The sequence below is a fragment of the Azospira inquinata genome, assembly GCF_018905915.1.
In the GTDB taxonomy this organism is placed as follows: Bacteria; Pseudomonadota; Gammaproteobacteria; order Burkholderiales; family Rhodocyclaceae; genus Azospira; species Azospira inquinata.
In genome coordinates, this window is sequence record NZ_CP064782.1 from 319032 (window position 1) to 342825 (window position 23794).

General features: G+C 61.6%; 21 protein-coding genes. 4 read left to right on the forward strand and 17 right to left on the reverse strand.

Annotation, left to right across the window (positions count from 1 at the left end; all coding sequences use genetic code 11):
* Positions 1–96 precede the first annotated feature (96 nt).
* Complete coding sequence (gene tyrS / locus Azoinq_RS01425; RefSeq protein ID WP_216127554.1) at positions 97–1347, forward strand: tyrosine--tRNA ligase; 1251 nt, start codon at positions 97–99, stop codon at positions 1345–1347.
* A 152-nt stretch (positions 1348–1499) separates the two neighbouring features.
* On the opposite strand, the gene Azoinq_RS01430 is transcribed toward tyrS, so the two are convergent.
* The 6 genes from Azoinq_RS01430 to Azoinq_RS01455 all read right to left on the reverse strand — a co-directional run bounded on the left by Azoinq_RS01430 (position 1500) and on the right by Azoinq_RS01455 (position 7945).
* Positions 1500–2933 (reverse strand): APC family permease, encoded by a 1434-nt coding sequence (locus tag Azoinq_RS01430; RefSeq protein ID WP_216127551.1) that lies wholly within the window; start codon positions 2931–2933, stop codon positions 1500–1502.
* A 29-nt stretch (positions 2934–2962) separates the two neighbouring features.
* Entirely contained in the window at positions 2963–3781 is an 819-nt protein-coding gene (locus Azoinq_RS01435) for a TorF family putative porin (RefSeq protein ID WP_216127548.1), read from the reverse strand.
* 197 nt (positions 3782–3978) lie between these two features.
* On the reverse strand, positions 3979–4956 hold the full coding sequence (locus tag Azoinq_RS01440) for a helix-turn-helix domain-containing protein (protein WP_216127545.1): 978 nt from the start codon (positions 4954–4956) through the stop codon (positions 3979–3981).
* A gap of 235 nt (positions 4957–5191) precedes the next feature.
* On the reverse strand, positions 5192–5557 hold the full coding sequence (locus Azoinq_RS01445) for a cupin domain-containing protein (RefSeq protein WP_216127542.1): 366 nt from the start codon (positions 5555–5557) through the stop codon (positions 5192–5194).
* Between the two features lie 21 nt (positions 5558–5578).
* Positions 5579–6877, reverse strand: coding sequence for an NAD(P)/FAD-dependent oxidoreductase (locus Azoinq_RS01450; protein ID WP_216127539.1), 1299 nt, complete (start codon positions 6875–6877; stop codon positions 5579–5581).
* A gap of 129 nt (positions 6878–7006) precedes the next feature.
* Positions 7007–7945 carry a LysR family transcriptional regulator gene (locus Azoinq_RS01455; RefSeq protein WP_216127537.1) on the reverse strand — a complete coding sequence of 313 codons (939 nt, stop codon included), beginning with the start codon at positions 7943–7945 and terminating at the stop codon, positions 7007–7009.
* Positions 7946–8025: 80 nt separating this feature from the next.
* Between Azoinq_RS01455 and Azoinq_RS01460 the strand changes: the two genes are divergently transcribed.
* A complete protein-coding gene (locus Azoinq_RS01460) occupies positions 8026–9531 on the forward strand; it encodes an MFS transporter (RefSeq protein WP_216127534.1) in 1506 nt (501 codons plus the stop codon).
* Positions 9532–9603: 72 nt separating this feature from the next.
* Here Azoinq_RS01460 and htpG read toward each other — a convergent pair whose 3' ends face one another.
* The 11 genes from htpG to Azoinq_RS01515 form a co-directional block, all read right to left on the reverse strand.
* Positions 9604–11523, reverse strand: a complete 1920-nt coding sequence (gene htpG, locus Azoinq_RS01465; RefSeq protein WP_216127532.1) for a molecular chaperone HtpG — start codon at positions 11521–11523, stop codon at positions 9604–9606.
* Between the two features lie 68 nt (positions 11524–11591).
* The gene (locus Azoinq_RS01470; RefSeq protein WP_216127530.1) at positions 11592–14213 is read right to left on the reverse strand and encodes a diguanylate cyclase; all 2622 of its coding nucleotides are present in this window, start codon (positions 14211–14213) and stop codon (positions 11592–11594) included.
* A 3-nt stretch (positions 14214–14216) separates the two neighbouring features.
* Entirely contained in the window at positions 14217–14780 is a 564-nt protein-coding gene (greB, locus tag Azoinq_RS01475) for a transcription elongation factor GreB (RefSeq protein ID WP_216127514.1), read from the reverse strand.
* A gap of 94 nt (positions 14781–14874) precedes the next feature.
* Positions 14875–15531, reverse strand: coding sequence for a [NiFe]-hydrogenase assembly chaperone HybE (gene hybE / locus Azoinq_RS01480; RefSeq protein ID WP_216127511.1), 657 nt, complete (start codon positions 15529–15531; stop codon positions 14875–14877).
* Positions 15532–15533: 2 nt separating this feature from the next.
* The gene (locus tag Azoinq_RS01485) at positions 15534–15812 is read right to left on the reverse strand and encodes a HypC/HybG/HupF family hydrogenase formation chaperone (RefSeq protein ID WP_216127504.1); all 279 of its coding nucleotides are present in this window, start codon (positions 15810–15812) and stop codon (positions 15534–15536) included.
* Positions 15812–16336, reverse strand: coding sequence for a HyaD/HybD family hydrogenase maturation endopeptidase (locus Azoinq_RS01490; RefSeq protein ID WP_216127501.1), 525 nt, complete (start codon positions 16334–16336; stop codon positions 15812–15814). The genes Azoinq_RS01485 and Azoinq_RS01490 overlap by 1 nt, the downstream gene beginning before the upstream one ends.
* Position 16337: 1 nt before the next feature.
* Positions 16338–18050, reverse strand: a complete 1713-nt coding sequence (locus Azoinq_RS01495; protein WP_216127500.1) for a nickel-dependent hydrogenase large subunit — start codon at positions 18048–18050, stop codon at positions 16338–16340.
* Positions 18051–18114: 64 nt separating this feature from the next.
* A complete protein-coding gene (hybB, locus tag Azoinq_RS01500) occupies positions 18115–19272 on the reverse strand; it encodes a Ni/Fe-hydrogenase cytochrome b subunit (protein WP_216127498.1) in 1158 nt (385 codons plus the stop codon).
* Between the two features lie 10 nt (positions 19273–19282).
* Complete coding sequence (gene hybA, locus Azoinq_RS01505; protein ID WP_216127488.1) at positions 19283–20281, reverse strand: hydrogenase 2 operon protein HybA; 999 nt, start codon at positions 20279–20281, stop codon at positions 19283–19285.
* A 2-nt stretch (positions 20282–20283) separates the two neighbouring features.
* Positions 20284–21474: a hydrogenase small subunit gene (locus Azoinq_RS01510; RefSeq protein WP_216127485.1), complete on the reverse strand. Its 1191-nt coding sequence runs from the start codon at positions 21472–21474 to the stop codon at positions 20284–20286.
* A gap of 323 nt (positions 21475–21797) precedes the next feature.
* Positions 21798–22118 (reverse strand): hypothetical protein, encoded by a 321-nt coding sequence (locus Azoinq_RS01515; RefSeq protein WP_216127483.1) that lies wholly within the window; start codon positions 22116–22118, stop codon positions 21798–21800.
* A gap of 108 nt (positions 22119–22226) precedes the next feature.
* On the opposite strand from Azoinq_RS01515, the gene Azoinq_RS01520 reads away from it, so the two are divergent.
* Both Azoinq_RS01520 and Azoinq_RS01525 read left to right on the forward strand, forming a co-directional pair.
* Positions 22227–22442 carry a DUF465 domain-containing protein gene (locus tag Azoinq_RS01520; protein WP_216127479.1) on the forward strand — a complete coding sequence of 72 codons (216 nt, stop codon included), beginning with the start codon at positions 22227–22229 and terminating at the stop codon, positions 22440–22442.
* A 43-nt stretch (positions 22443–22485) separates the two neighbouring features.
* A complete protein-coding gene (locus Azoinq_RS01525; protein ID WP_216127476.1) occupies positions 22486–23787 on the forward strand; it encodes an O-acetylhomoserine aminocarboxypropyltransferase in 1302 nt (433 codons plus the stop codon).
* The last annotated feature ends 7 nt before the right edge of the window (positions 23788–23794 follow it).

Consider the following 23794-nt stretch of genomic DNA (forward strand, 5'->3'; position numbering starts at 1 on the left):
GCGGTAGGGAAGCAGGTATCCCAGTCCGCCCGAGGTGCGGACTGGCCCCTTTCCAGTCTCTCCCGGGCCTTCGCCCCCTATCCCTTGGAAACTGACATGCCCGAAGCTTCATCCCAGACCCGCGATCTCTTCCAGCTGTTGCAGGAACGGGGTTTCGTCCATCAAGCCACCGAAGGCCTGCCCGCCGCCCTGGCGGAAGGCCCCATCACCGCCTATCTGGGCTTTGACGCCACGGCGGACAGCCTCCACGTGGGCCACCTGCAAGGCCTGATGCTCATGCGCTGGCTGCAAAAGGCCGGCAACCAGCCCCTGCTTCTGGTGGGCGGCGCCACCACCCGCATCGGCGACCCCAGCTTCCGTGACACCAGCCGCCCCATGTTGGACGAAGCCACCATCGGCGCCAATATCCGGGGCATCAGCCAGGCCTTCAGCCGCTACCTGGATCTGGACGGCGCCTCGAACCGGCCCAACGCCGCCAAGCTGGTGAATAACGCGGACTGGCTGGATAACCTGAGCTATCTGGATTTCCTCAACCAGACCGGGCGCCACTTCACCATCAACCGGCTGCTGAGCCTGGACGCCATCCGCAACCGGCTGGAACACAGCCTCTCCTTCCAGGAATTCGGCTACACCCTGCTCCAGGCCTACGATTTCGTGGAACTGCAAAAGCGTTACGGCTGCACCCTGCAAATCGGCGGCGCCGACCAGTGGGCCAATATCATCAACGGTATCGAGCTCTCCCGGCGCAAAAACGGGGTGCCCCTCTACGGCCTCACCATGCCCCTGCTCACCACCTCGGACGGCAAGAAAATGGGTAAGTCCGCCAACGGGGCTGTGTGGCTCAACGGGGACCGGCTCTCCCCCTACGATTTCTGGCAATTCTGGCGCAACACGGATGACCGGGACGTGGGCCGTTTCCTCGCCCTGTTCACCGAACTGCCCATGGAAGAAGTACGCCGCCTGGGCGCCTTGGAAGGGGCGGAACTGAACGACGCCAAGGTCATCCTGGCCAACGCCGTCACCGCCCTGGCCCACGGGGAAGCCGCTGCCCAGGCCGCCGCCCAGGCCGCCAGCAACGCCTTCGGCGCCGCCCACAGCGACGAAGGCCTGCCCACCCTGACTTTAAGCGCCCAGCGTTGGCAAGCCGGGGTCACCCTGGCTGAACTGGCGGTGGAAGGCAAACTGGCCGCCTCCCGCAGCGCCGCCCGGCGCCTGGCCGCCGGCGGCGGTCTGCGCCTGGACGGCCAGCCCGTGGCCCAAGCCGAATCCCCCCTGCCCCAGGACAAACGGGAATGGCGCCTCTCCGCCGGCAAGAAATCCCACCTGCGGGTAGTGATCGGCGACTAAGGCTTTTGCCGAACCGCAAAAAGGCCGGACGCCCCTAGGGCGTCCGGCCTTTTTTTATCGCTTCCCCGGAGGAACCGCTTTTCCGCTGCCTATCCCCGGCTACCCCGGGGAATCACGCCGCCCTTAAAGCACTCCCTCGGCAAATCCCACGCCTAACCCAGGCTATCCACGATTTTCCCCAACTGGGCGTATTTCTGAGGTTGAAACCAGCTCAGATACTGGGCCAGACCATAGCCCACCAGGGCCACGCCCCCCACCAGATAGGGCAGCAGGAAAATGGTCCGGGAATTGGAGCCACTTAACACATCCAGGTGAGCCGCCACCATGTAAAGGGCACCGAACATGCCCAGGGCCGCCAGGACCGGAGCACCCCGGGTACTCCAGCGGGAACCGGAAAGATGGGGATTGCGCAGGAAGAAGCAAAGTACGGCCACGGATACCAAGCCTTGCAGGCTCAGGATAGACATGGTGCCGATGGCGGAACACCAGGCAAAGACCCCTTCCAGGGGATCCAGGGCCGCCAGGCTAACCCCGGCCAGGAGCACCAGCATCATGCCCGTCTGAACTATGCTGGCCACGTAGGGGGTATGGAAGCGGGGATGGACCCGGGCCATTTTTTTCCAGAGAAAACCGTCCCGGGCAATGGAAAACAGGTAGCGGGACATGGTGTTATGGAAGGCCTGGGTGGCCGCAAAGAGGCTGGTCACCAGCAGCAGGGACATCAACTGCACGGCCCAGCCCCCCAGCACCGAATTGGCCACATTAAAGACGAAACGCCCCGGGTCTTTGGCCGCCACCTGGGCCACATGATCCTGGCCGTACATTTCCACAAAACCCCAACTGGTGGTGGCAAAAAACAGGCTGATGAGGATCACCGCCAAAATGGTGGCTCGGGGAATGACCTTTTCCGGTTCCTTGCATTCTTCGGAATAGATGGCCGTGGCTTCAAAGCCAACAAAGGAAGAAATGGCGAAAATCATGGCAATGCCCATGGAACCGCTCAAAGCCAGCTTGGGCGTAAAGGAGTTGAAGTCCAGGGAAGCCACCCCTTTGGTCAGCAACACCCCCAGCACGGTAAGCAGGGCAATGCCGATTTCCAAGAGCATGAGGGAGCCGAGAATGCGCCCTCCCAATTCCACCTTGCCCATCCCCAAGCCCAGCACCACCACCAGCATAACGGCACTGAAGGCCCACCAGGGGCCGGTCAGGCCCAGGTGGTCGGCACAGAACTGGGCGGCGAAAAAGCCGAACATGGCCACGACAGAGAGCTGGATGGCGGTGTAGGCCAACAGGGCCAGACTCAGGCCGGCAATGCCCAGCTTGCGCCCCAGCCCCACGGAAATGTAGGAATAAAAGGCGCCCGCATTGACCACATGGCGGCTCATAGCCACAAAGCCGAAGGTAAACACCAGCAAGATCAGGCCCGCAATCACATAGACCCCGGGCACCCCCGCCCCGTTGCCCGCCATGAAGGCGATGGGCAGCGCCCCGACGATACCGGTCAGTGGGGAAGCGGCCGCCACCACAAAAAAGATCACCGCCCAAAGTCCCAGGCTGTCTTTTCTCAAGGATTTGTTTTCCATCATGATTCTCCTAATCCGTCGCCAAAGCCGACTCAGAAGGTTTTGCTGAGCGCAAAAGAAAAGAGCTTTTTGCCCACATTTCGAGTGGCATTGGCATCGTTATTGGAGGGGGTGTTATCCAGCAGACCCCGGTTGCTGTTCCAGGTATAGGCCAGGTTGGCGTTCCAGCCCTGCCCCAGATTCTTGTTTAAGGCCAGGCGGTAATCACTGAAATCCGTGTGGCGACTGCCGTTCACCGTAGGCGTCACCAGGTCGGCGGCCAGATTTTCATGACCGGCGTGGAGGTTGAGGGTCCAGGAAGGTGCCAGGGGAATGTTGGCGGACAGATCGGTATAGACCGAGCCCCGGGTGGAACCGGTGTAACCGGTATTTTTGTTGAAGCCCATAAGGTCGGTCAGGGTGTAATAGAACTTCAGGCTCAACCACTTGTAGGAAATACCCCCATTTGCCTCGGTGAAGTTGTATTCCTGGTGAGGGAAAGGGGCGTACTTGATCTTGCTGTAATCCCCATCCGGGTAAAACACCCGCATCACCCCGAAGGTATAGCCCCAGTCCGGGTTAATCACCCCGTTGTAGCCCGCCGACAGGTCGATTTCCTGATTGGCTCCGGCCATTACGTTGGAATCCACGTTGGACGTCCAGACACTGGCATAGACGCCGTTCGCCCCCACGTAATCCAGACTGGCCTGGAGGGCTGGTTTGCCCCAGGTTTGGGTCATGCCCCGGAAAATGTAATCGGAAGCGAAGGTGACCGTAGCAGAGAGTTCCTTGGGGGCCTCCTGCACCTCCTCACCATGGGCGTTGGCCCAGACCAAACCCGCCAGCACCAAACTCAGATATTTTGCTTTCATGTTTAACCCCGTTTGCTTGGATTGGAAAAATGCCGTTTTAAAAATCTGTTGCGGTCATTTTTGCAAAAGGGGGTTTTCCGGGTTATCAAAATCCGGCAATCCTAATTACGCTATTTCCAATAAACGGCCGTCATGATGACAATAAGATAATGCCATTTTCTTTTCTGAGGAGGAGCCCAGCGCTTCGTCTCAATATTTCAGCCATTCCAATAACGGCGGGCAAAATGCAGCGTAGCAGAGGGAGATTCACCAAACAGGCGCTTGTAGTCACTGGAAAATTGGGAAAGGTGCCAAAATCCCCATTCCGCTGCCACATCTCCAATACTTTTAGCGTTCAAGGGGGCGAGTAATTCCCGACGTATCCCATTGAGGCGCTGGGCCTTGAGAAAACTGGCCGGACTTTCCCCGGTAATTTTTTCAAAACAGTTTTGTAAGGTCCGACGGGAGGTATAGGTGCGCTGGCAGATTTCGTCGATCGCCACCGCTTCCCCCCGCCGCTCATCCACAAAGCTGCGGGCTTTCTCCACCACATCTTTGGCCCGGCCAGCAGCCAGCTGGGGCCCCCCTTGGGCGCTCTGACAGATGAAATCGGAAACCAGATTTTTGATATTCAGAGCAAACAATTCCCGGGAGCGCTGACTGCTATAGCTCAAGGGACGGGACACGAGATGATTCAGAGCCCCCAGAATGTCTCGCCGCAGGGAATTGGCGAGAGCCGAGTTACGCACGTAAGTCCGATTTAAAGACCGTTCCAGGTCCCCGCAGTCAAACAGCCGTTCCGGCAAACTCAAGACCAGCAGGGAGCTGCGATGGGGTGTGGTGAGCAATAGCTCGTCCTGGCTGCCCAGATACATCACGTCATCCGTGGTCAGGCTTTCGCCAAACCATCGGGCCTCCCCGGAAAGGGCGGTAAATACCCCCAGGCAGATGTGCCCGTCGCAGGCCATGCCGGTCTGGAACACCTTCTGGGAGAGGGATTCCTGATAAAGATGAATGCCGTTGATCCAGGCCTCCCGCAGCGCTCCCTCAAACTTGCCGCTGGATAGCTGTTCATAGCGCAGATGCCAGTTTTGCAGCAAACGCATATGGTCCGAGGCTTCCTGGATACGGGAGGAAAGGCGCACCGCATAATTGCCGCCGGTCGCCCCTAAGGATTCATGAAGTAAGGCAGACATGGAAATTTATCCTGGCCAAAGATTTTTATTTAATAACGCAAAATTCAGGCCAAATAAAATGACACACCAAGAGAAGCCATGGCAGCGCACCAAAAAAGTTCGCCGCCCTAAAACAGGGCAATTCATTTAAATAAAGCACCAGAATGGATAACGCTGCCATTCATTTTTCCCAATCTCTGAAAAAGAAAGAGAGGGGTTTAAAACCCCTCTCTTTCTTTACTTCAGTCGCTCCGTTTTAAACGGCGGCGAAATAATGCTTAATGCAATAGTCGCTTTCCACATCCCAAATCACCGTCGTCCCCTTGCTCACCACCCAGCTGTCCCCCGGACCATAGACGGCAGACACACCGGTGGCGACCTCGGTCACCTTGACCTGCCCGGCCACAACGGTAGCTTGCTCATTGAAGGGGTAGGTCATTTTGAAAGCGCCCCGATTCACCCCAAAATATCCGGCGCTCACCGGGTCCACCGGTTGGCCCAAGGTGCCCAGCCCGTAAGCGGTCACCGGACCGTGAATGATTTCGGCACCCAGCACTTCCACCGAACCAATTTCCTGCATTTCCGCCAGGGTCACATCCCGACGAATGGTCATAAGGGTCATATTTTCTCTCCTTGGTAAAAATCAGCGACGCCCGGTCCAGTAGCCGGAAATCTGATGCCAGACCTTGCCAGCGGTACAGATCAGAGGACGGAAATCATCTTTGCCGTAAATGGTGGAACGGTTCACGGAACTAATCAGGTCATAACGCTCCGAGCCTTCCGCCATGCCTTCCGCCAGAACCTTGCAAATAATGTGGCTGGGGGTAACGCCAAAGCCGGAATAGCCCTGCACGTAGAACACATTGTCCTGACCTGGCAGGGAGCCGATCTGGGGAAACAGATTGGCGCCGCAGGCCATGGGACCACCCCAGGCCAAATCAATCTTCACGTCCTGAAGGTAGGGGAAAACCTTGAGCATCAGGGCCCGATTCCAGGCCTTCAGGTCTTTCGGAATATGGTCCACCAGGGGGGTGGCCGCGCCGAACAAAAGACGGTTCTCCCGGGTAACCCGGTAGTAGTCGATGACCGGGCGGATATCGCTGTAAGCCCCGCGGATCGGGCTGATGCGTTCGATCAATGCATCCGGAAGGGGCTCGGTCATGCACTGAAATGCGTAGGTATTGATGGTGCTGCGATGGAGTTCCGGTTCCAGCTTATTGAGGAAGCTGTCACAGGCCCACAGCAATTTGTTCGCAGTGACGCTGCCCTTGGCGGTCCGCACCTTGATGCGCGGTCCATAGGTCACCTCCACCGCCGGGGAATATTCAAAAATCCGCACCCCATGCCCATGCAAAGCCTGGGCTTCCCCCAGAAGCAGGTTGAGGGAGTGAACATGGCCGCCCCCCATGTGGAGCAAGGCACTGGAGTAGGCATCCGAGCCAATGATCTGCCGGACTTCCCCCCCTTCCAAATAGCGGATTTCGTGCTTGGAATTGAGGGATTTGAATTCTTTTTCCCACTGACGCAGGGTCTTGGCTTGGCGATGGTTGTAACCCATATAGCCGTAGCCATGGCAAAAGTCGGCCTTGATATCGTATTTGTCGATACGGGCCTGGATGATATCCGCCCCCATATCGCTGATTTCAAAGATGGCCTTTATGCCCTCCTCCCCCACATCCTTGCGAATCTTGTCCAGGTCATGGCCGATACCCGCCATGATCTGGCCACCGTTACGCCCGGTGCCGCCAAAGCCCAGGTAACGGGCCTCCAGCAGGACAATGTTTTTGAAGCCCTTCTCCGCCAGTTCCAGGGAGGTATTGACCCCGCTGAAACCACCGCCGATCACCACAATATCGGCATCCAGGTCCTCTTCCAGACTGGGGAAGTTCAGTTCATATTTTTTGGTCGCGGTGTAGTAAGTGGGCGTTTCGATATTGATCATGGCCGTCTCGCACTTTCGTGCGGCTCCTTAAAAACTCAGGGTGAGGCCAGTATGGGAGGCCCCAGGAAACGGCGTTATCGAAATCCGGCAAACCCTGCCCTCGGCCCCTCCCCAGGGCGCCACCCAGGCTCAGTGCCTTTCCCCCTTTTCCGCCACCTCCAGCACCGCCTGCCGGATAAAGGTTTGTACCGGGTCCGAGTCTAGGCGGGGGTGCCAGAGGAGTTCGATGGTGAAACGGGGGCAGTCTGGTGGCAGGGCCAGGCTGATCAGGTTGGGGAGAGGGGCGGCGGCCCATTCGGAGACGATGCAGCGGGGCAGGAGGGCCACGGCCTGGAGTTTGGCCAGCAGGGCGGGGATGGTGAGCAGGTTGGCGGTGGACACCAGGATGTTCCGGGCCAAGCCCTTTTTTTCCCAGAACCGGTCCATGACCCCGGCGCTGTTGCCCAGATAGGAGGTATGCACGTGGGCGTAGGTGGCCAGGGCTTCCCAGGTGGCCTGGGGGGCCTCCGTCCAGGGGCGACGGTCAAAGAAGGCGAGGAAATCCGTGGTCAGCAGGGGGGCCCGGGAAAGGGGCCGGGTCAGGCTGGGGAAGTAGCCCACAGCGGCATCGATGGTGCCCGATTCCAGGGCGTCTTCCACGGCGCTGGCAGGCATGGCAATGACCGCCAGGGAAATACCCGGAGCCCGGGCCTGCAAGGTGCTCACCAGATCGGGCAGGAGCCAGGATTCCAGCAGGTCCGGCATGGCCACCCGCCAGCAGCGGCGCACCTCCGCCACCGCCACGGGGGCCCGGGCCACCAGCCATTCCTGGGCTTGCATGAGCCATTCCGCCAGGGGCTGTTTGAGGGATTCCCCGTAGGGGGAGAGGCGCATGCCCCGGCCATAGCGGTACAGCAGGGGGTCCCCCAGCAATTCCCGCAGGTGTTTCAGCACATGGCTTACCGCCGGTTGGCCGAGACACAGCTGGCGGGCGGTCAGGCTGACGCTGGCGGTCTGCAACAGGCTGTGGAGGACCACCAGGCTGTTCAGATCCAGGCGGCGCAGGCCCAGGGCATTAATATTATCCAAAGTAATAACTCCCTATCGATTTATCAATTTTATTGTTAGACCAGGGAAAAATAAAATCCAGGTTTTGGCTGCCGTTTCCCATGGTCCTTTCCGCCCGCCCCGCCGCTCCCGGGCTTTTCCTCTTCAGCATCATGAGCATTACGGTGCTGGAGTTTTTTCAGAACAGTCAGCTCAATTTCGCCGCCACCTATGTGATGGGCGGCCTGGGCGCCACGCCGGAGGAATACAGCTACGGGGCTATGGCCTACGGGGCCTGCGCCGTGGTGGCCATTTTTAAGCACCGCTGGCTCAGTGACCGGCTGGGGGTGCGGCGCTTTGTCGCCATTTCCCTGGTCCTCTACACCCTGGGCACCGCCCTCTGCGCCCTGGCGGAACGCCCGCCCCTGTTCATCCTGGCCCGGGCCATTCAGGGGGTGGGGGGTGCCACCTTTTTCACCGCCGCCCGGCTCCAGCTCAACCGTTTTGAGGGCAAGGACCGGCTCCTGGCCCTGCTGGTTTTCGGCTACACCATGATGATCGGCTCGGCCCTGGGGCCCCTCCTGGGCAGCTACATGTTGCAGCGCTACAGCTGGCGCTGGGCGTTCTGGAGCGTGTTGCCCTTTGTCGCCCTGGCCGCCGTCTGCGTTCCCCGGCTCCAGGAAATTCCCCCGGTCAATCCTCCCATCGAATACCACCCGGGGGCCATGGTCTGGCTGCTGGTAAGCGCCTTTGCCCTCCAGTTTCTTTTTCAGCAGACCCCCTACGACTTTTTCAGCCGCCCGAACCTGCTCCTGGGCCTGGGGGGCCTGTGGCTGGTAAGCGGCCTGGTTTTCCTCTTCCGCTACCGGCGCAGCGCCAGCGACACGCCCTACTGGGATCACTTGGTGCAGAAGCGTTATCTGTTCGGCCTCAGCGCCTATCTGCTGCTCTATGTGCTGGTGGCGGGCAACAATTACATCCTGCCCCAGCTGCTCCAGGCCATGGGCTTTGACCTGCCCACCGCCGGGCTGCTGCTGTCCGTCAGCTTTTTCTCCGGCATGGTCTTCGCCACCCTTTACGCCAAAACCCTCCTCTCCCCCTGGCGCCCCGGGCTCAAGCACGCCATGGCCTTCGCCACCTTGCTCCTGGCCGCCTACGGCTATCTCATGGCCCACCTGGACGACACGGCCACCCCGGGCCAGATCGCCGCCCTACTGGTGATTAACGGCGGCTTTCTCTCCATTTTCATTGCCGCCGTGGCCATCGGCACCTTTCAGGAAATCCGTCCGGAGGTCTTTGCCCACGCCTACATCACCAAAAACGTGCTGCGCCAGACGGCCCTCTCCTTTTCCGTCTCCGCCGCCAATGTTTTTCTCCAGTCCCGCAACAGCCTCCACTACAACCGGCTGCGGGAGCGCTTTTCCCTGCTGGACAACACTTTTCTGGACCTGATACGCCGCACCCGGGAACTGTTGCCCCAGCTTTCCCTGGAACAGGCGGTGGGCCTGTGGCAGCAAACCCTGGTGCGCCAGAGCCAGCTGCTCTCCTGCCTGGATTTTTATCAGCTCTTTTTCGTCGCCGGCCTGGGCCTGGCCCTGATCATCACCTGGCAGCGGGTATTCCGTTAGCCCATAAAAAAGCCGGAAACCTTCCGATTTCCGGCTTTGGACTGCCAGGCCCCGAACCACCGGGGCGGAGGCTTATTTGCCCCCCAAAGACAGGGCCAGCATCAGGTCATTAATCCGTTTGACGAAGCCCGCCGGATCTTCCAGCTGACCGCCTTCCGCCAGTTGGGCCTGTTCAAAGAGCAGATTGGCCCAGTCGTCGAAGCGACTTTCCTCGTACTTCAAACGCTGCACCGCCGGATGGTGGGGATTGATTTCCAGGATGGGCTTCACTTCCGGCACAGCCTGGCCGGCGGCCTTCAGCATCCGGGCCAGATTGCCGGACAAATCCTGGTCGTCGGACACCAGGCAGGAGGGGGACTCGGTGAGCCGGTGGGTGATGCGCACGTCCTTCACCCGGGCGTCCAGAGACTTTTTCACCTTTTCCACCAGGTCCTTGTATTCCCCGGCCTCCTTTTCCTGTTCCTGCTTTTCCGTTTCATCCGCCAGCTTGCCCAGGTCCAGGCCACCCTTGGCCACGGACTGGAGGGGTTTGCCGTCGAATTCGGTGAGGTGGCCCACCACCCATTCATCCACCCGCTCGGAAAGGAGCAGCACTTCGATGCCCTTTTTGCGGAAAATTTCCAGATGGGGGCTGTTCTTGGCGGCCAGGAAGGTTTCCGCCGTGACGAAGTAAATCTTGTCCTGGCCTTCCTTCATGCGCCCCACGTAGTCCGCCAGAGACACGGTCTGATCCGGGGTGTCGTTGTGGGTGGAAGCGAAGCGCAGGAGCTTGGCCACCCGTTCCTTGTTGGCGAAGTCTTCCCCCACCCCTTCTTTCAGCACGGCGCCGAATTCTTTCCAGAAGGTGGCGTATTTGTCCTTTTCTGCCTGGTCGTCGCTGTTGGCCATTTCTTCCAGCAGGCTCAAGACCTTTTTCACGCAGCCGCCCCGGATGTGTTCCACATCCTTGCTCTGTTGCAGGATTTCCCGGGAAACATTGAGGGGCAGGTCCGCCGCATCCACCACCCCGCGCACAAAGCGCAGGTACTGGGGCATGAGCTGATCCGCGTCGTCCATGATGAAGACCCGCTTCACATAGAGCTTGACCCCGTGACGGGTGTTCCGGTCCCACATGTCGAAGGGGGCCTTGCTCGGCAGGTAGAGGAGTTCCGTGTATTCCTGTTTGCCTTCCACCTTGGCGTGGGTCCAGGCCAGGGGGTCCTCGAAATCGTGGGCCACGTGCTTGTAGAACTCCCGGTACTGTTCCGGGGTAATGTCGTTCTTGGCCCGGGTCCACAGGGCGCTGGCCTGATTCACCGTTTCATCTTCGTCGGTGAGCACCTGCTCCTTCTTTTCCTCGTCCCATTTTTCCTGCTTCATCACGATGGGCAGGGTGATGTGATCCGAGTATTTGCGGATGATGGATTTGAGGCGCCAGGCGGAGAGGAATTCCTCTTCCCCGTCCTTCAGATGCAGGGTCACATCCGTGCCCCGGCCTTCTTTTTCCACCATGGCCACGGAAAAGTCCCCGGCCCCTTCCGATTCCCACTGCACGGCCTGATCCTGGGCCACCCCGGCCCGGCGGGAAACCACCGTGACCTTGTCGGCAATGATGAAGGAGGAATAGAAGCCCACGCCGAACTGACCGATCAGATGGGCGTCCTTCTGGGCGTCACCGGTGAGGGCCTGGAAAAATTCCTTGGTGCCGGATTTGGCGATGGTGCCCAGGTGGGCGATGGCGTCGTCCCGGGTGAGACCGATACCGTTGTCGGAAATGGTGATGGTCTTGGCGTCCTTGTCGAAGGACACCCGGATTTTCAGTTCCCCGTCGTCCCCGTAGAGGGCGGCGTTGTTCAGAGCTTCAAAACGCAGCTTGTCGCAGGCGTCAGAAGCATTGGAGATCAGTTCCCGGAGGAAGATTTCCTTGTTGCTGTACAGGGAGTGAATCATCAGCTGCAGGAGCTGCTTCACTTCCGTTTGAAAGCCGAGGGTTTCCTTGTTGTTTGCGCCCATGTGGGTCTCCATGCGATGAACGTATGGGCCTCCACATGGGGGCGCCGGGCGTTATTTCAAGAGCTGATTTAATCCTGGTGACTCTCCAGCCCGGAAGCCGGGCCCGTATCCACACAGACCCGGTTGCGCCCGGCCCCCTTGGCCTCATACAGGGCCCGGTCCGCCCGGCCCAGGAGCCGGTCGATATTCCGGTCCCCGGGCTGCAATTCCGCCACCCCGATACTCACGGTGAGGGGAATGGTCTGGCCCGGGCCGATTTTTACCTGGGCCTTGGCCACCGCCCGGCGCAGTCGATCCGCTGCCTCCAGGCCGCCCTGGGCGTCGCTGCCGGGCAGCAGCACGGCGAATTCCTCCCCGCCCATGCGGCCGCACAAATCTACGGCCCGCAGTTCCTGGGCGATGAGACTGGAAATGGCCTTGAGGGCCAGATCTCCGGCGGCGTGGCCCCAGGTGTCGTTGATGCGCTTGAAATAGTCGATATCCAGCATGAGCACCGCCACCGGCCGTTCCAGGCGGAAAGCCCGGTTCAGCTCCGCCTCCCCCTGCTCCAGGAAGTGGGCCCGATTGGCCAGGCCGGTGAGGGTATCCACGGTGGCCAGGCGTTGCAGGGAACCGATGGCCCGGTCCCGCTCCACCGCAATGCTGGCCAGGTGACTGAGGTGGGAGATCACCTCTTCTTCCCCGCCGCTTAAGCGCCGTTGGCCCCGGAAAAATAGGGTCACGGTACCCAGCACCTCCCGGTTGGCCGCCAGGATGGGATTGGACCAGGCGCTGTTGAAGCCCTTGGCCCGGGCAAAGGCCTGGCTGGTGCCCCAGGAGGGGTCTTCCTGCAAATTCATCGCCTCCACCAGGCGACCGCTGTGGGCAGCCTGGGCGCAGACGCAGCCCTGGCCCGCCGCCGGACATTGCTCCGTGATGCGGCAGCAGCCCCGGCCCAGGGTGGGGGCCGCCCCCAGGGTCATGGTCTCATTCAGGCCGTCATAAAAGAGGAGCACCACCCGGCTGTCGGCGATGAGGGATTCGATACTGCGGCACACCGCATCCAGCACCACGGCCAGGGAAGCATCCCCGGCAATGAGTTCCAGCACATGCTTTTCCGCCGCCAGCAGATTCACCGTCTGGCGCCGCTCCGTAATATCGGAGGAGGAACTGATGAGATAGCGGCTGTCGCCGATCTGCACGGAACGCTTGTGGGTCAGCAGGTAGCGGGGCCCTCCCACGGTGCGATGCAGCACCTCTTCTTCCTGCACCTGGGGGGACGCCAGGGCATTCAGATCCCCCTGATGCACCCGGGCCGCCATTTCCGCCGGAAACAGGTCGAAGTCGCTCAAGCCCGCCACCTCGCCCCGGTTGCGGCCAACGAAATCCGCCGCCGCCTGATTCATCATCAGATAGCGGCCCACCTCGTCCTTAACGAATACCATGGCGGGTAGGGTGTCCAGGATCATTTCCGTGAGACTGGATTGCTGGGCCAGCTTTTCCTTGCTCTGCTGGAGATCCTCCCGCACCCGCTTCTGCTCGGTGACGTCGGTGAACACGCAGACATAGCTCAGGAGCTTGCCGTTACTGCCCCGCACCTCCGTAATGGTGAGGCTCTCCGGGAAAATTTCCCCGTTCTTGCGCCGGTTCCACACCTCCCCGTTCCACAGACCGTGCTGTTTCAGGGAGGCGTACATGGCCTGATAAAAGGCGTCGTCGTGGAGCCCGGATTTGAGCAGGCGGGTCTTTTTGCCCACCGCCTCGTCGGCCAGATAGCCCGTAATGGCGGTAAAGGCCGGATTCACGGACTGGATGACGTTCTCTTCATCCACGATCATGATGGCCTGGTGGCTGGTCTCCGCCACCTTGGACGCCAGCAGCAGGGCGTGGTAGGACCGTTCCAGGCGCAGGCTCTGTTCCTGAAGGGCGGCCTGGAGTTCGGCCACGTATTCTTGCTCCACGCTTTCCAGAATGTCCGCGTAAGACAGGAGCCCCACCACCTGGCCCTGGGTATCCACCACCCCCAGGTGGCGGATGCGGTGCTCATCAAAGAGCTTGCGGGCGTGGTAGAGGGTGGAGCGGCGAGGCACGGTCATGAGGGGGAAGGAAGCCATGTCCCCCGCCGTGCGGTGGGGTAGCCCTTCGCAAATCAGGCGCAGCACGTCCCGGCCGGTGAGCAGGCCCCAGCGTCCCCCATCCTGAACGATCACCGCATCGCTCTTGCGCTCCTTCATGGCTGCCAGAACCTGGACCATGGGCATGTCCGAAGGCACCAGGGGAGGAGAATCCTTGACCACGGAATTCACTTCCCGCATGCGTACGTAAAATTCCACCCCCTGGTGATTGACGATGTCGGTCTGGGTGACGATGCCCAGACGGCGGCCGTGGCCGTCCACCACCAGCAGATGGCGAATGCCTTCCTGCTTGAAGCGGATGGCCGCCTCCGCCACGGTCTGCACGTCCAGGATGGTCTTCACCGGGGTGGACATGACCCGGGCGATGGGCTGTTTCAGGCTTTCCGGATCGGCGATGTCCAGTTTCAGGGCATCCCGATCGGTCCAGATGCCCTGGACTTCCCGCTTATCCACCACCAGGATGGAACCACAGCGGGCCACGTGCATACGGGCCGCCGCCTCCGCCACCGGGGTCTGGGGCGGGCACTCCAGCAGGTCGTGATGGAGAATGCGGCTTAAGGGCTGGTCGTAGTGCATACCCTAGGCTTCCAGGGCCAGATAGGCCACTTCCACCACCTCGATTTCCCGCACTCCCACCGGGCTGGCAAAGCGCACCAAATCCCCTTCCCGAGCCTTGAGCAGGGCCCGGGCCAGGGGGGAAATCCAGCTAATACGGTTACGGGTCACATCCGCCTCATCCACCCCGACGATGGCAAAGGTTTGGCTTTCCCCCGCCTCGTCGCAGATGGTCACGGTGGCGCCAAAAAAGACCTGGGTCTGGTTCTGCTGCAATTCCGGGTCCACCACCTGGGCAATATCCAGGCGCTTATTAAGGAAGCGGATGCGCCGGTCGATTTCCCGCAGGCGCTTTTTGCCGTAGATGTAATCCCCGTTTTCCGAGCGGTCCCCATTGGACGCGGCCCAGGCCACGGTCTCCACCACCTTGGGACGATCCACCTTAATGAGGAATTCCAGCTCATCCTTGAGCTTGGCGTGGCCCGTGGGGGTAATGTAGTTCTTGGTCCCGGGGGGCAGATGGAAAGCCGCAGGGAGTTGTTCCTCGTCTTCCGCGTCGTCGTTTTCTTTGGTGAAGGCCTTGTTCATAGCTACCTATCCCTATAACCCGGGAATGATAGAGCAAACCCTTCCCCACGCCCAGCCCGATCCCGGGCGGAGGGCCCGGAAAACCTGGAAAAATCTAATGTCCCTGACCGAGAAAGGTCTTCAGGAAACCCCGCCGGGCCGGTTCCTTATCCGTCCGGGAGGGTGCCTGTTCCCCAGCAGCCGGGGACAGGGGAGCCTCTGGACCGTCAAGAGAGGCTAAAAGGGGCGTATTGGGGGCTTCTACAGGGCCTCGGGCCGGGCCTTCCCCGGGGAGAGCCATTTCCGCCGCCTCCCCTTCCGCCGCCACGGGCAGCAACAGGGTATCCAGGGCCTGCCGGGCCACCGCCGCCGCTTCTTCCTGACCCGTCAGGTCTTCCACCGGAGCCACCAGGGGACAATATTGGAAAGGCCCCAGGGCCGGGGCCTGATCCCCGAGGAAATCCATTTCCCCCACGGGCAGAGCCACCCGGCGCCGTTCCCCCTGGGACAGGTCCTGCCATAGGGTGCCGCCCCCGGGCAGAAGGAAGGCGTTGAGAAACCAGGGGGTCCACACCACCCCCAGCCAATCCCCTTCCACCCGGCAAAACGGCAGGGCCGCCACGGTGAGTCGGGGATTATAAAAAGGCAGATCGGCCATGTTGGCCGCCACCTCCTGGTAATAGGCCACCAGCCGGGCGCCCGGGTCTTCTCCCCAGGCCACCCCCGGCAGGGGCGGCGGTGGGGTCCAGGCGGGGCGGCGCACAGGATGCATGATCAGGCCAGGTCGGCGAAGTGGTCGGCGGGCCGGTAATCCCCGGTGAGGGAATCGGCCAGGGCTTGCAGGGCGTCTTCGATGAGTTTCAAACTTTCCTCATCCAACACCTCCTTGGCCAGGCCCAGGGAGGCCAGAACCCAGGTACCCAGGGGTTGGGGTCCCACCAGCATCATGTTCAGCCGTTCCCGGCGCAACTGGTCCCCGGCGCCCCGTTCCACCCAGGCGAATTCCCCGTCCCCTTCCACTTCCACCACCTGCATGGGTATGGAGAGGCACATCAGACGGCTCCTTCCAGGTGGCAGGCGCCGTTCACGGCTCCGGGAGCCGGTCCGCTCAGGGGAGTGATGCCGTGAGCCGCCAGTTCTTCCACCACGGTACGGACCATGAGGGGCAAGGCGGCCTGGGCGGCGGGGGTCAATTCCATGCCCGTGGCCAGGGACACGGGTTGGAGGCCCACCACCACCACCTGGCCCGGATACTGGCCGGTCAGGGCCAGGGTGGCGAGGACGTCGGAGAGTCCGATCTGGTGGGGGGACAGCTTGGTACGGAAAAAGGCAGGCACCTGATCCCCCCGTAGCACCGCCACGCTGCCCGGTTCCTGGCCCACCCGCACCGCATCGGCGATGATCAGGCAGTCCAAGCCTTCCAGGGGCTCCAGCAATTCCATGCCCGTGGTGCCCCCGTCCAGGAGTTCCAGGCCCTGGGGCCAGGTGTAATCCCGGCCCAGGGTATCCACCACCCGGACGCCGATGCCTTCGTCGCTCAGGAGGACGTTGCCCACCCCCAGTACCGCGCTGGTCATGTTAGACCGCCTTTACGGAAACGGCAGAACCCTGTTCCTTGTCCATCACATGGACGGCGCAAGCCAGGCAGGGATCGAAGGAGTGGACCGTGCGCAGCACTTCCAGGGGACGTTCCGGGTCCGCCACCGGGTTGCCCAGGAGACAGGCCTCGTAGGCACCGATTTCCCCCTTGACGTTGCGGGGCGCCGCATTCCAGGTGGTGGGCACCACCGCCTGGTAGTTCTTGATTTTGCCGTCGTCGATGACGATCCAGTGGGAGAGCACGCCCCGGGGCGCTTCCAGGAAGCCCACCCCGGCCACTTCGTCCTTGGGGAACACGGGCTTGTTGAAGGTTTTCACATCCCCCTTGCCGATGTTGGTGACCAGCAGTTCCCATTGCTGGGCCAGGTTGTCCACATCCACCGCCGCCATGATCGCCCGGGCCGCATGGCGACCGATGGTGGAGTGCATGGCTTCCAGGCCCACCTTGGTCTTGGCCAGGGAAGACACGGTGTCCAGGGTTTGGGTGGCGTACTTCATGCCGGTTTCGTGCTTGGTGGCCACCATGGCCATGAGCCGGGCCAGGGGCCCCACCTGGGCGGGCTTGCCGTAGAAGGTGGGGGACTTGAGCCAGGAGTATTTGCCTTCGTCCTGGAAGTCCGTGTAATGGGGCGTGGTTTCCCCCTTGTAGGGATGGAGCACCTGATCGTCCCCGTCCTTGTAGGTGTACCAGGCGTGCTTGACCCCTTCCGCCACCCCGTCCTGGAAGTACTTGTCCCCGTACTGGCTGATGGGCTTGAAGGTGGCGATATCCGCGTGCTGGATATAGCCCCCGGGAGTGGCAAATTTGGTGCCCTTACCGTCCAGGGCCAGTTCGGGCACGGACAGGTAATCCACCACGCCCCGGCCATACTTGGTCCATTCGGCGTAATGGGCGCCGATCAGGGCCACGTCGGGCATGTAGACGTTCTTGATGAAGTCGTCCAGCTTGGCGATCCATTCCTTCACCGCCAGGAGCCGTTCCAGGGTGAGCACGGACTGGGAGTCCAGATTCAGGGGATTGGCCACCCCGCCCACCGCCACGTTCTGGATGTGGGGGGACTTGGAACCCAGCACGGCCACGATCTTGGAGGCAAAACGCTGGTATTCCAGGGCTTGGAGATAGTGGGTTACGGCAATCAGGTTTTCTTCCGGAGACAGGGTCATGGCCGGATGGCCCCAGTAGCCGTTGGTAAAAATGCCCAGTTGGCCGCCCTTCACAAAGCCCGCCAGCTTTTCCTTCACCTTGGTGAATTCGGCCTTGGAATTCCGGTTCCAGGAAGACAGCCCTTCCGCCAACACCGCCGCCTTGCCCGGATCGGCCTGGAGGGCGGAGACCACATCCACCCAGTCCAGGGCGGAGAGGTGGTAGAAGTGAACCACGTGGTCATGGATGGAGTGGGCCGCCAGAATCATGTTGCGGATGTACTGGGCGTTCACCGGGATTTCCAGTTGCAGGGCGTTTTCCACGGCCCGCACGGAACACAGGGCATGCACCGTGGTGCATACGCCGCAGATACGCTGGGTGATGGCCCAGGCGTCCCGGGGGTCCCGACCGATGAGGATATTTTCCACCCCACGCCACATCTGGCCCGAGGCCCAGGCCTTGGAAACCTTGCCCCCATTCACTTCCACATCCACCCGCAGATGGCCTTCGATACGGGTCACCGGGTCGATCGTTACACGCTTGGTCATAGTCGATTCCTTGCTTTCTTAAATTCGGTAAAGGTGCCGGAGCACATCCGGCGTGGCATGGGGCTCAGGCGGCCTCCCCGTCTTCCCGGGGCAGTACCGGGAAGCGGCGGCTGATGGCGATGTAGCCGAAGACCTCAATGGCGAACATGCCCAGGGTCACCAGCATTTCCGGGACCGAGGGGAAGTAGTGCCAGCCCTCCCCGGTTTCGTAGCCGATCAGGTAGGAGTTGATGCGCAGCAGCACCGCCCCCAACATCAAGAGTATGGCCCCGACAAAAAGCCGGGCCGGATTACGGCGGGAAGATTCCCGCCCCAGGATGAACAGGGGCGCCACGAAGCAGGCGTTTTCCAGCCAGAACATGAAGGCTTCCAGGGTGGGTTTGAAGGCTTCCACCCAGGCCCCCCGAATAATCAGGTCGCCCCAGCGCACCGCCAGGAAAACGCAGAGCAGCCCCAGCATCACCTTGGAAAGGGGCGTGAGGATGTGCATTTCCAGCTTGCGCCGGTAACCGGCCGCCGCCAGGCAAGACTCGAAGAGCACCACCGCATAGCCGATGGTGACCGCGGAAAGGAGGTAAATCAGGGGCAGGGCCAGGGTGCGCCAGAGGGGATGTATCTGTACCCCCAGCACCACCAGCAGGGAACCCAGGGAGGATTGGTGCATCATGGGCAGCACGGTCCCCAGGGCGATGAAGAAGAACATCACCTTGTTGAGCTTTTTGCGCTGGACATGAAGGCCCCATTGTTCCAGGAAGGCGGGGGAAAACTCGATCCACATGACGCAGATGTAGATGGAGATACAGGCTGCCACTTCAAACATCACCGAATTGGGGGAGGCATAGCCCGGGGTCAGGATGTGCCAGAAGTTCCACCAACGGCCCAGGTCGAAGATCACCCCCACCCCGGCCAGGGTATAGCCGAAGAGGGAGGCCAGCAGGGCCGGCCGGACCAGGGGATGGTATTCCCCCCGATTGAAGATATAGACCAGCATGGCCACGGAAAAGCCGCCGCAGGCGAAAGCGGAACCGATGACCACGTCGCCCACCACCCAGAGGCCCCAGGGGAAACCGTCGTTCAGGTTGGTGACGGCCCCCAGACCGAAGAGGAAACGCACCAGGAGGACCGCCAGGGTCACCCCGATCAGGGTCAGGGCCACATAGGTGACCGGGTTGAGGATGCGGCCGCCCACCGGGGCGGGCACGGCATGGGAATGAACGGACATGAATGCCTCCTTAGCGACCGGACCGGTCCTTGGGGTCGCCGTCGTCCTGGTCCTCCGGCTTGACGTTGCGCTTGGCGAAATAGGTCATGCCCCCCAAGACCACCAGGGGCAGGGCCATATGGCCATACAGGGTGTGTTGCAGGGTTTCCGACTTGGAGGAGGAGGATTCCTCCGGCAGGGGCCGCTGGCCCACTTTGTCGAAGGGCACGGCGGACAGCTTGATCACCTGGGTGCCCCCCACTTCCTTTTCCCCATACACATGCTGCTGGTAATGGCCCACCACGTTTTCGTAGCTCTGGTCCTTACCCCCCAGTTCGCCCCGGGGAAACACGGCGGTAGTCCCCGGCTTCAAAGCCAGGCGGCGCTTGGCTTCAGCCAGCAGGTCGGTGGCCTTGCCGAACAGGGTGGCCCCGGTGGGGCAAACTTCGGCACAGGCAGCGTAATGGCCATCTTTCATGCGATGGCGGCAGAGCTGGCACTTGCCGATCTGACCCGTGGGGGAGGAATAGTCGTACTTGGGAATACCGAAGGGGCAGGCCGCCACGCAATACCGGCAACCGATGCAGATATTGGGGTCATAGCCCACGATGCCCGTTTCCGGATTCTTGGTCATGGCCGAGACCGGGCAGGCGGACACGCAGGAAGGATCGTTGCAGTGCAGGCAGGAGGTTTTCATGAAGGCGTAGCCGTTATCCGGATCGTCCTTCGTCTCCATGGTGCCGATGCGGAACATCTTGATCACGTTGAAGGTCTTGGCGGTGGTATCCACCGGGGTATCCCACAACTGATCGGGAGTGGTGAATTCGGCGGGCAGGTTGTTGGCTTCCTTACAGGCCGCCACACAGGCCTTGCAGCCCACGCAAAGGGCCGCGTCGTAGAGCAGGCCCACCGCGTTCTTGGGCTGGGGATTGTTGCCCCGGGCACAGGCCGGTTCGCTGACGGTGCTCACCGCCGCCGCGGCGGCCCCTCCTAGCAAAGCCCCTTTGAGAAAATTACGCCGGCTGGTCATGGTTACACCCGCTCCGCCGGTTTTTCCGCCTCAGCCTTGGCCGCTTCGGCCTTCAGCCGGGCCTCTTCCGCCTCGTGGGAAAGGCCCAGGTTTTTCGCCACCCGGGCACCGGCCCCGGCAGCCACCCCTACCACGGCGGCCAGCACAGCGGCGGCCCCCAGGGTCGCCCCCTTGCCCTGCTCTTCCACAATGCGGGGGAAGGTGGCGGGGGGCGAGAAGGTCTTGATGTGGGCCGTCTGGTGGATCGGCTTGGCAAAGCCCACCCCCTGCTCCGTACAGCCGATGCAGGGGTGGCCACAGGCCACGGGCCAGGTGCCAGCCCCCGCGTCACCGAAGAGGATGACGGAGCAGTTGGCGTAGGTTTCCGGCCCCTTGCAGCCCAGCTTGTAGAGGCAGTAGCCCTTGCGGTGACCTTCGTCGCCGAATTCCTTGGCAAAACGTCCGGCGTCGAAGTGGGCCCGGCGTTCGCAATTTTCGTGGATGAGGCGGGAATAGGCGAATTTGGGACGCCCCAGAGCATCCACCGCCGGGAAGCGGCCGTAGGTCAGGTAATGGACCACGGTGGTCAGGAAATTGTAGGGATTGGGGGGGCAGCCCGGAATGGTGATCACGGGCTTGTCGATGACCTTATTGACCCCGGAACAGCCGGTGGGGTTGGGGCCGGTGGAGGGCATGCCGCCCCAGGAGGCGCAGGAGCCGATGGCGATTACCGCCGCCGCATCCGCCGCGCATTCCCGCACCAGTTCGATGGCGGTCTTGCCACCCACCTTGCAATAGACGCCGCCGTCCTTGGCGGGAATGGCCCCTTCCACCACCAGGATGTACTGGCCTTTGTGCTTTTCCATGGCCTGGAGCCGGGCCGCTTCCACCTGGTGGCCGGCGGCGGCGAACAGGGTTTCGTGGTAATCCAGGGAAATCATGTCCAGAATCAGCTTTTCCAGGGTGGGGTGTTCCGCCCGCAGCAGGGACTCGGTACAGCCCGTGCATTCCTGGAAGTGAAGCCAGATCACGGAGGGACGGGGCTTGGTCGCCACCGCCTCGGCCACGGCCGCTTCCGCGCCAGCGGGCAGGCCCAGGGTGGCCGCCGCCGCCGTGCAAAAGCGGAGGAAATCCCGCCGGGACATTTCCAAGCGGTCCGCTGCGGCAATGATATTGCTGTCGTTTTCCAGCAATTCGAATTTTTGTTCTTGCATGACTAACCCTCTGTCCAGGTCCCGGTGGTGGCCGGGTTTTCCGAATCTGGCACGGGATCTCCGCACCCTCGGGTTAGCTCTTATACAAGAATCGTGCCACAGTCATCTATAAGACATAACTCATTAGATTAATTACAAGTTTCCCGATGTCATGTCACAAAAGCGAAAACTTATTTGTAGCTTAGGTCACACAAGTGCAAACCTAGTTATCAGACCGGTAAGCAATCTCTCAGTAAACCGGCCCCACCCTTTTCCCCAGGGGAAAGCCTTGCACTTCCCCCACCTTCCCACCGGGGAGATGTCCCCGATGGGAAGCCAGAGCGTCACACATCCACCGTCAAACCTTCCACGTCGATGCGCAGCACGTCCTTACCCAACACCAACGCCGCATACAGGGCGTAGCGCTTTGCCCAGGTATCGCCCTGGGCAAAGGCCGCCGGGCCCACGGCCCGAGCCACGCCGAGAATGCGGTCCAGCACCAGGACCTTACCCACCGGATTGGAAGGTTCGCAGGCCAGTTCCTCATACTGGGTTTCGAACCAGCGTCGCGCTTCCTCCGCCGTATGGCCGGCCAATTCGCTTTCGGTGAGGCCGATTCCATATTCCTGATGCTTACCGAAAGCTACGATAACGTTATAAGACATGGTCTCCTCTCTCGGTTAGAATTGTTCATCCATTCTAAGCTCAAATTCCGGCGCGGGCGTCGGCAGACGCACCGCGCCAGCCCCCGTGGGAGGCCGGGCCCAGCCATCATGACCGAACTGACGGAAGAGGAAGTCGCTGCCATCCGGGGGCAACTTCACGAAATGCGGGTAGAACACCGGGATCTGGATCTGGTCATCGACCACCTGACCCTTTCCCCGCCCCCCGATCAGCTCCTGGTCCGCCGCTTGAAAAAGCGTAAGTTGCTGTTGAAAGACCGCATGGACCAGCTGGAACGACTGCTGGTGCCCGACGTCCCCGCCTGAGCTTGTGTCGCCCGATCCGGGCTAAATTCACAAGGAGTCTGCCATGGCCGGTACGGACGGCTTTAACCTGGACACCCTGGCGTTGCACGCCGGGCAATCCCCCGATTCCCAATTTGGCGCCCGCGCCACCCCCATCTACCTGTCCACCTCCTTCGTTTTCAAGGACTCGGATCAGGCCGCCGCCCTCTTCAATATGGAACGGGCGGGCCACGTTTATTCCCGCATTTCCAATCCCACCGTAGCAGTTCTGGAAGAACGGCTGGCCGCCCTGGAAGGAGGGGTGGGCGCCATCGCCACCGCCTCGGGCCAGGCCGCCCTGCACTTAGCCATCGCCACCCTGATGGGGGCCGGCGGCCATATCGTCGCTTCCCGGGCCCTCTACGGCGGCAGCCACAATCTGCTGGAATACACCCTGCCCCGCTTCGGCATTGAAACCACCTTCGTTCCCACCCGGGACCTAGACGCCTGGCGGGCCGCCATCCGCCCCAACACCCGGCTCCTGTTCGGGGAAATCCTGGGCAATCCGGGCCTGGACGTGCTGGATATTCCCCGGGTGGCCGACCTGGCCCATGAACACGGCCTGCCCCTGCTGGTGGATTCCACCTTCACCACTCCCTACCTGATCAAGCCCTTTGAACACGGGGCGGACCTGGTCTACCACTCCGCCACCAAGTTCCTCTGCGGCCACGGCACGGTGGTGGGCGGGGTACTGGCGGATTCGGGCAAATTCGACTGGGATGGCTCGGGCAAATTCCCCACCCTCACCGAACCCTACGACGGCTTTCATGGCATGGATTTCACCGAAGAATCCACCGTGGCCGCCTTCCTCCTCCGGGCCCGTCGGGAAGGCCTGCGGGATTTCGGCGCCTGCCTTTCCCCCATGAACGCCTTCCAGATTCTCCAGGGCATCGAAACCCTGCCCCTGCGCATGGCCCGCCACGTGGAAAACACCCGGCGCATCGTGGCTTTCCTGGCGGAACACCCGGGGGTGGAACACATTTCCTACCCGGGATTGGCGGACCACCCGGATCACGCCCTGGCGGAGAAGCTCCTGCCTCGGGGCTGCGGCTCCGTGTTCAGCTTCAGCCTCAAGGGCGGCCGGGCCGCCGGGAAAAAATTTATCGAAAGCCTGAAACTCTTTTCCCATCTGGCCAACGTGGGGGACGCCAAATCCCTGGTAATCCACCCGGCCTCCACCACCCACTTCCGCATGACCGACGAAGCCCTGCTGGCGGCAGGCATCGGCCCGGGCACTATCCGCCTGTCCGTGGGTCTGGAAGACCCGGAAGACCTGCTGGAAGACCTGAACCGGGGCCTGCGGGCCGCCGCCAAGGTTCAGGCGTAAGGGGAAC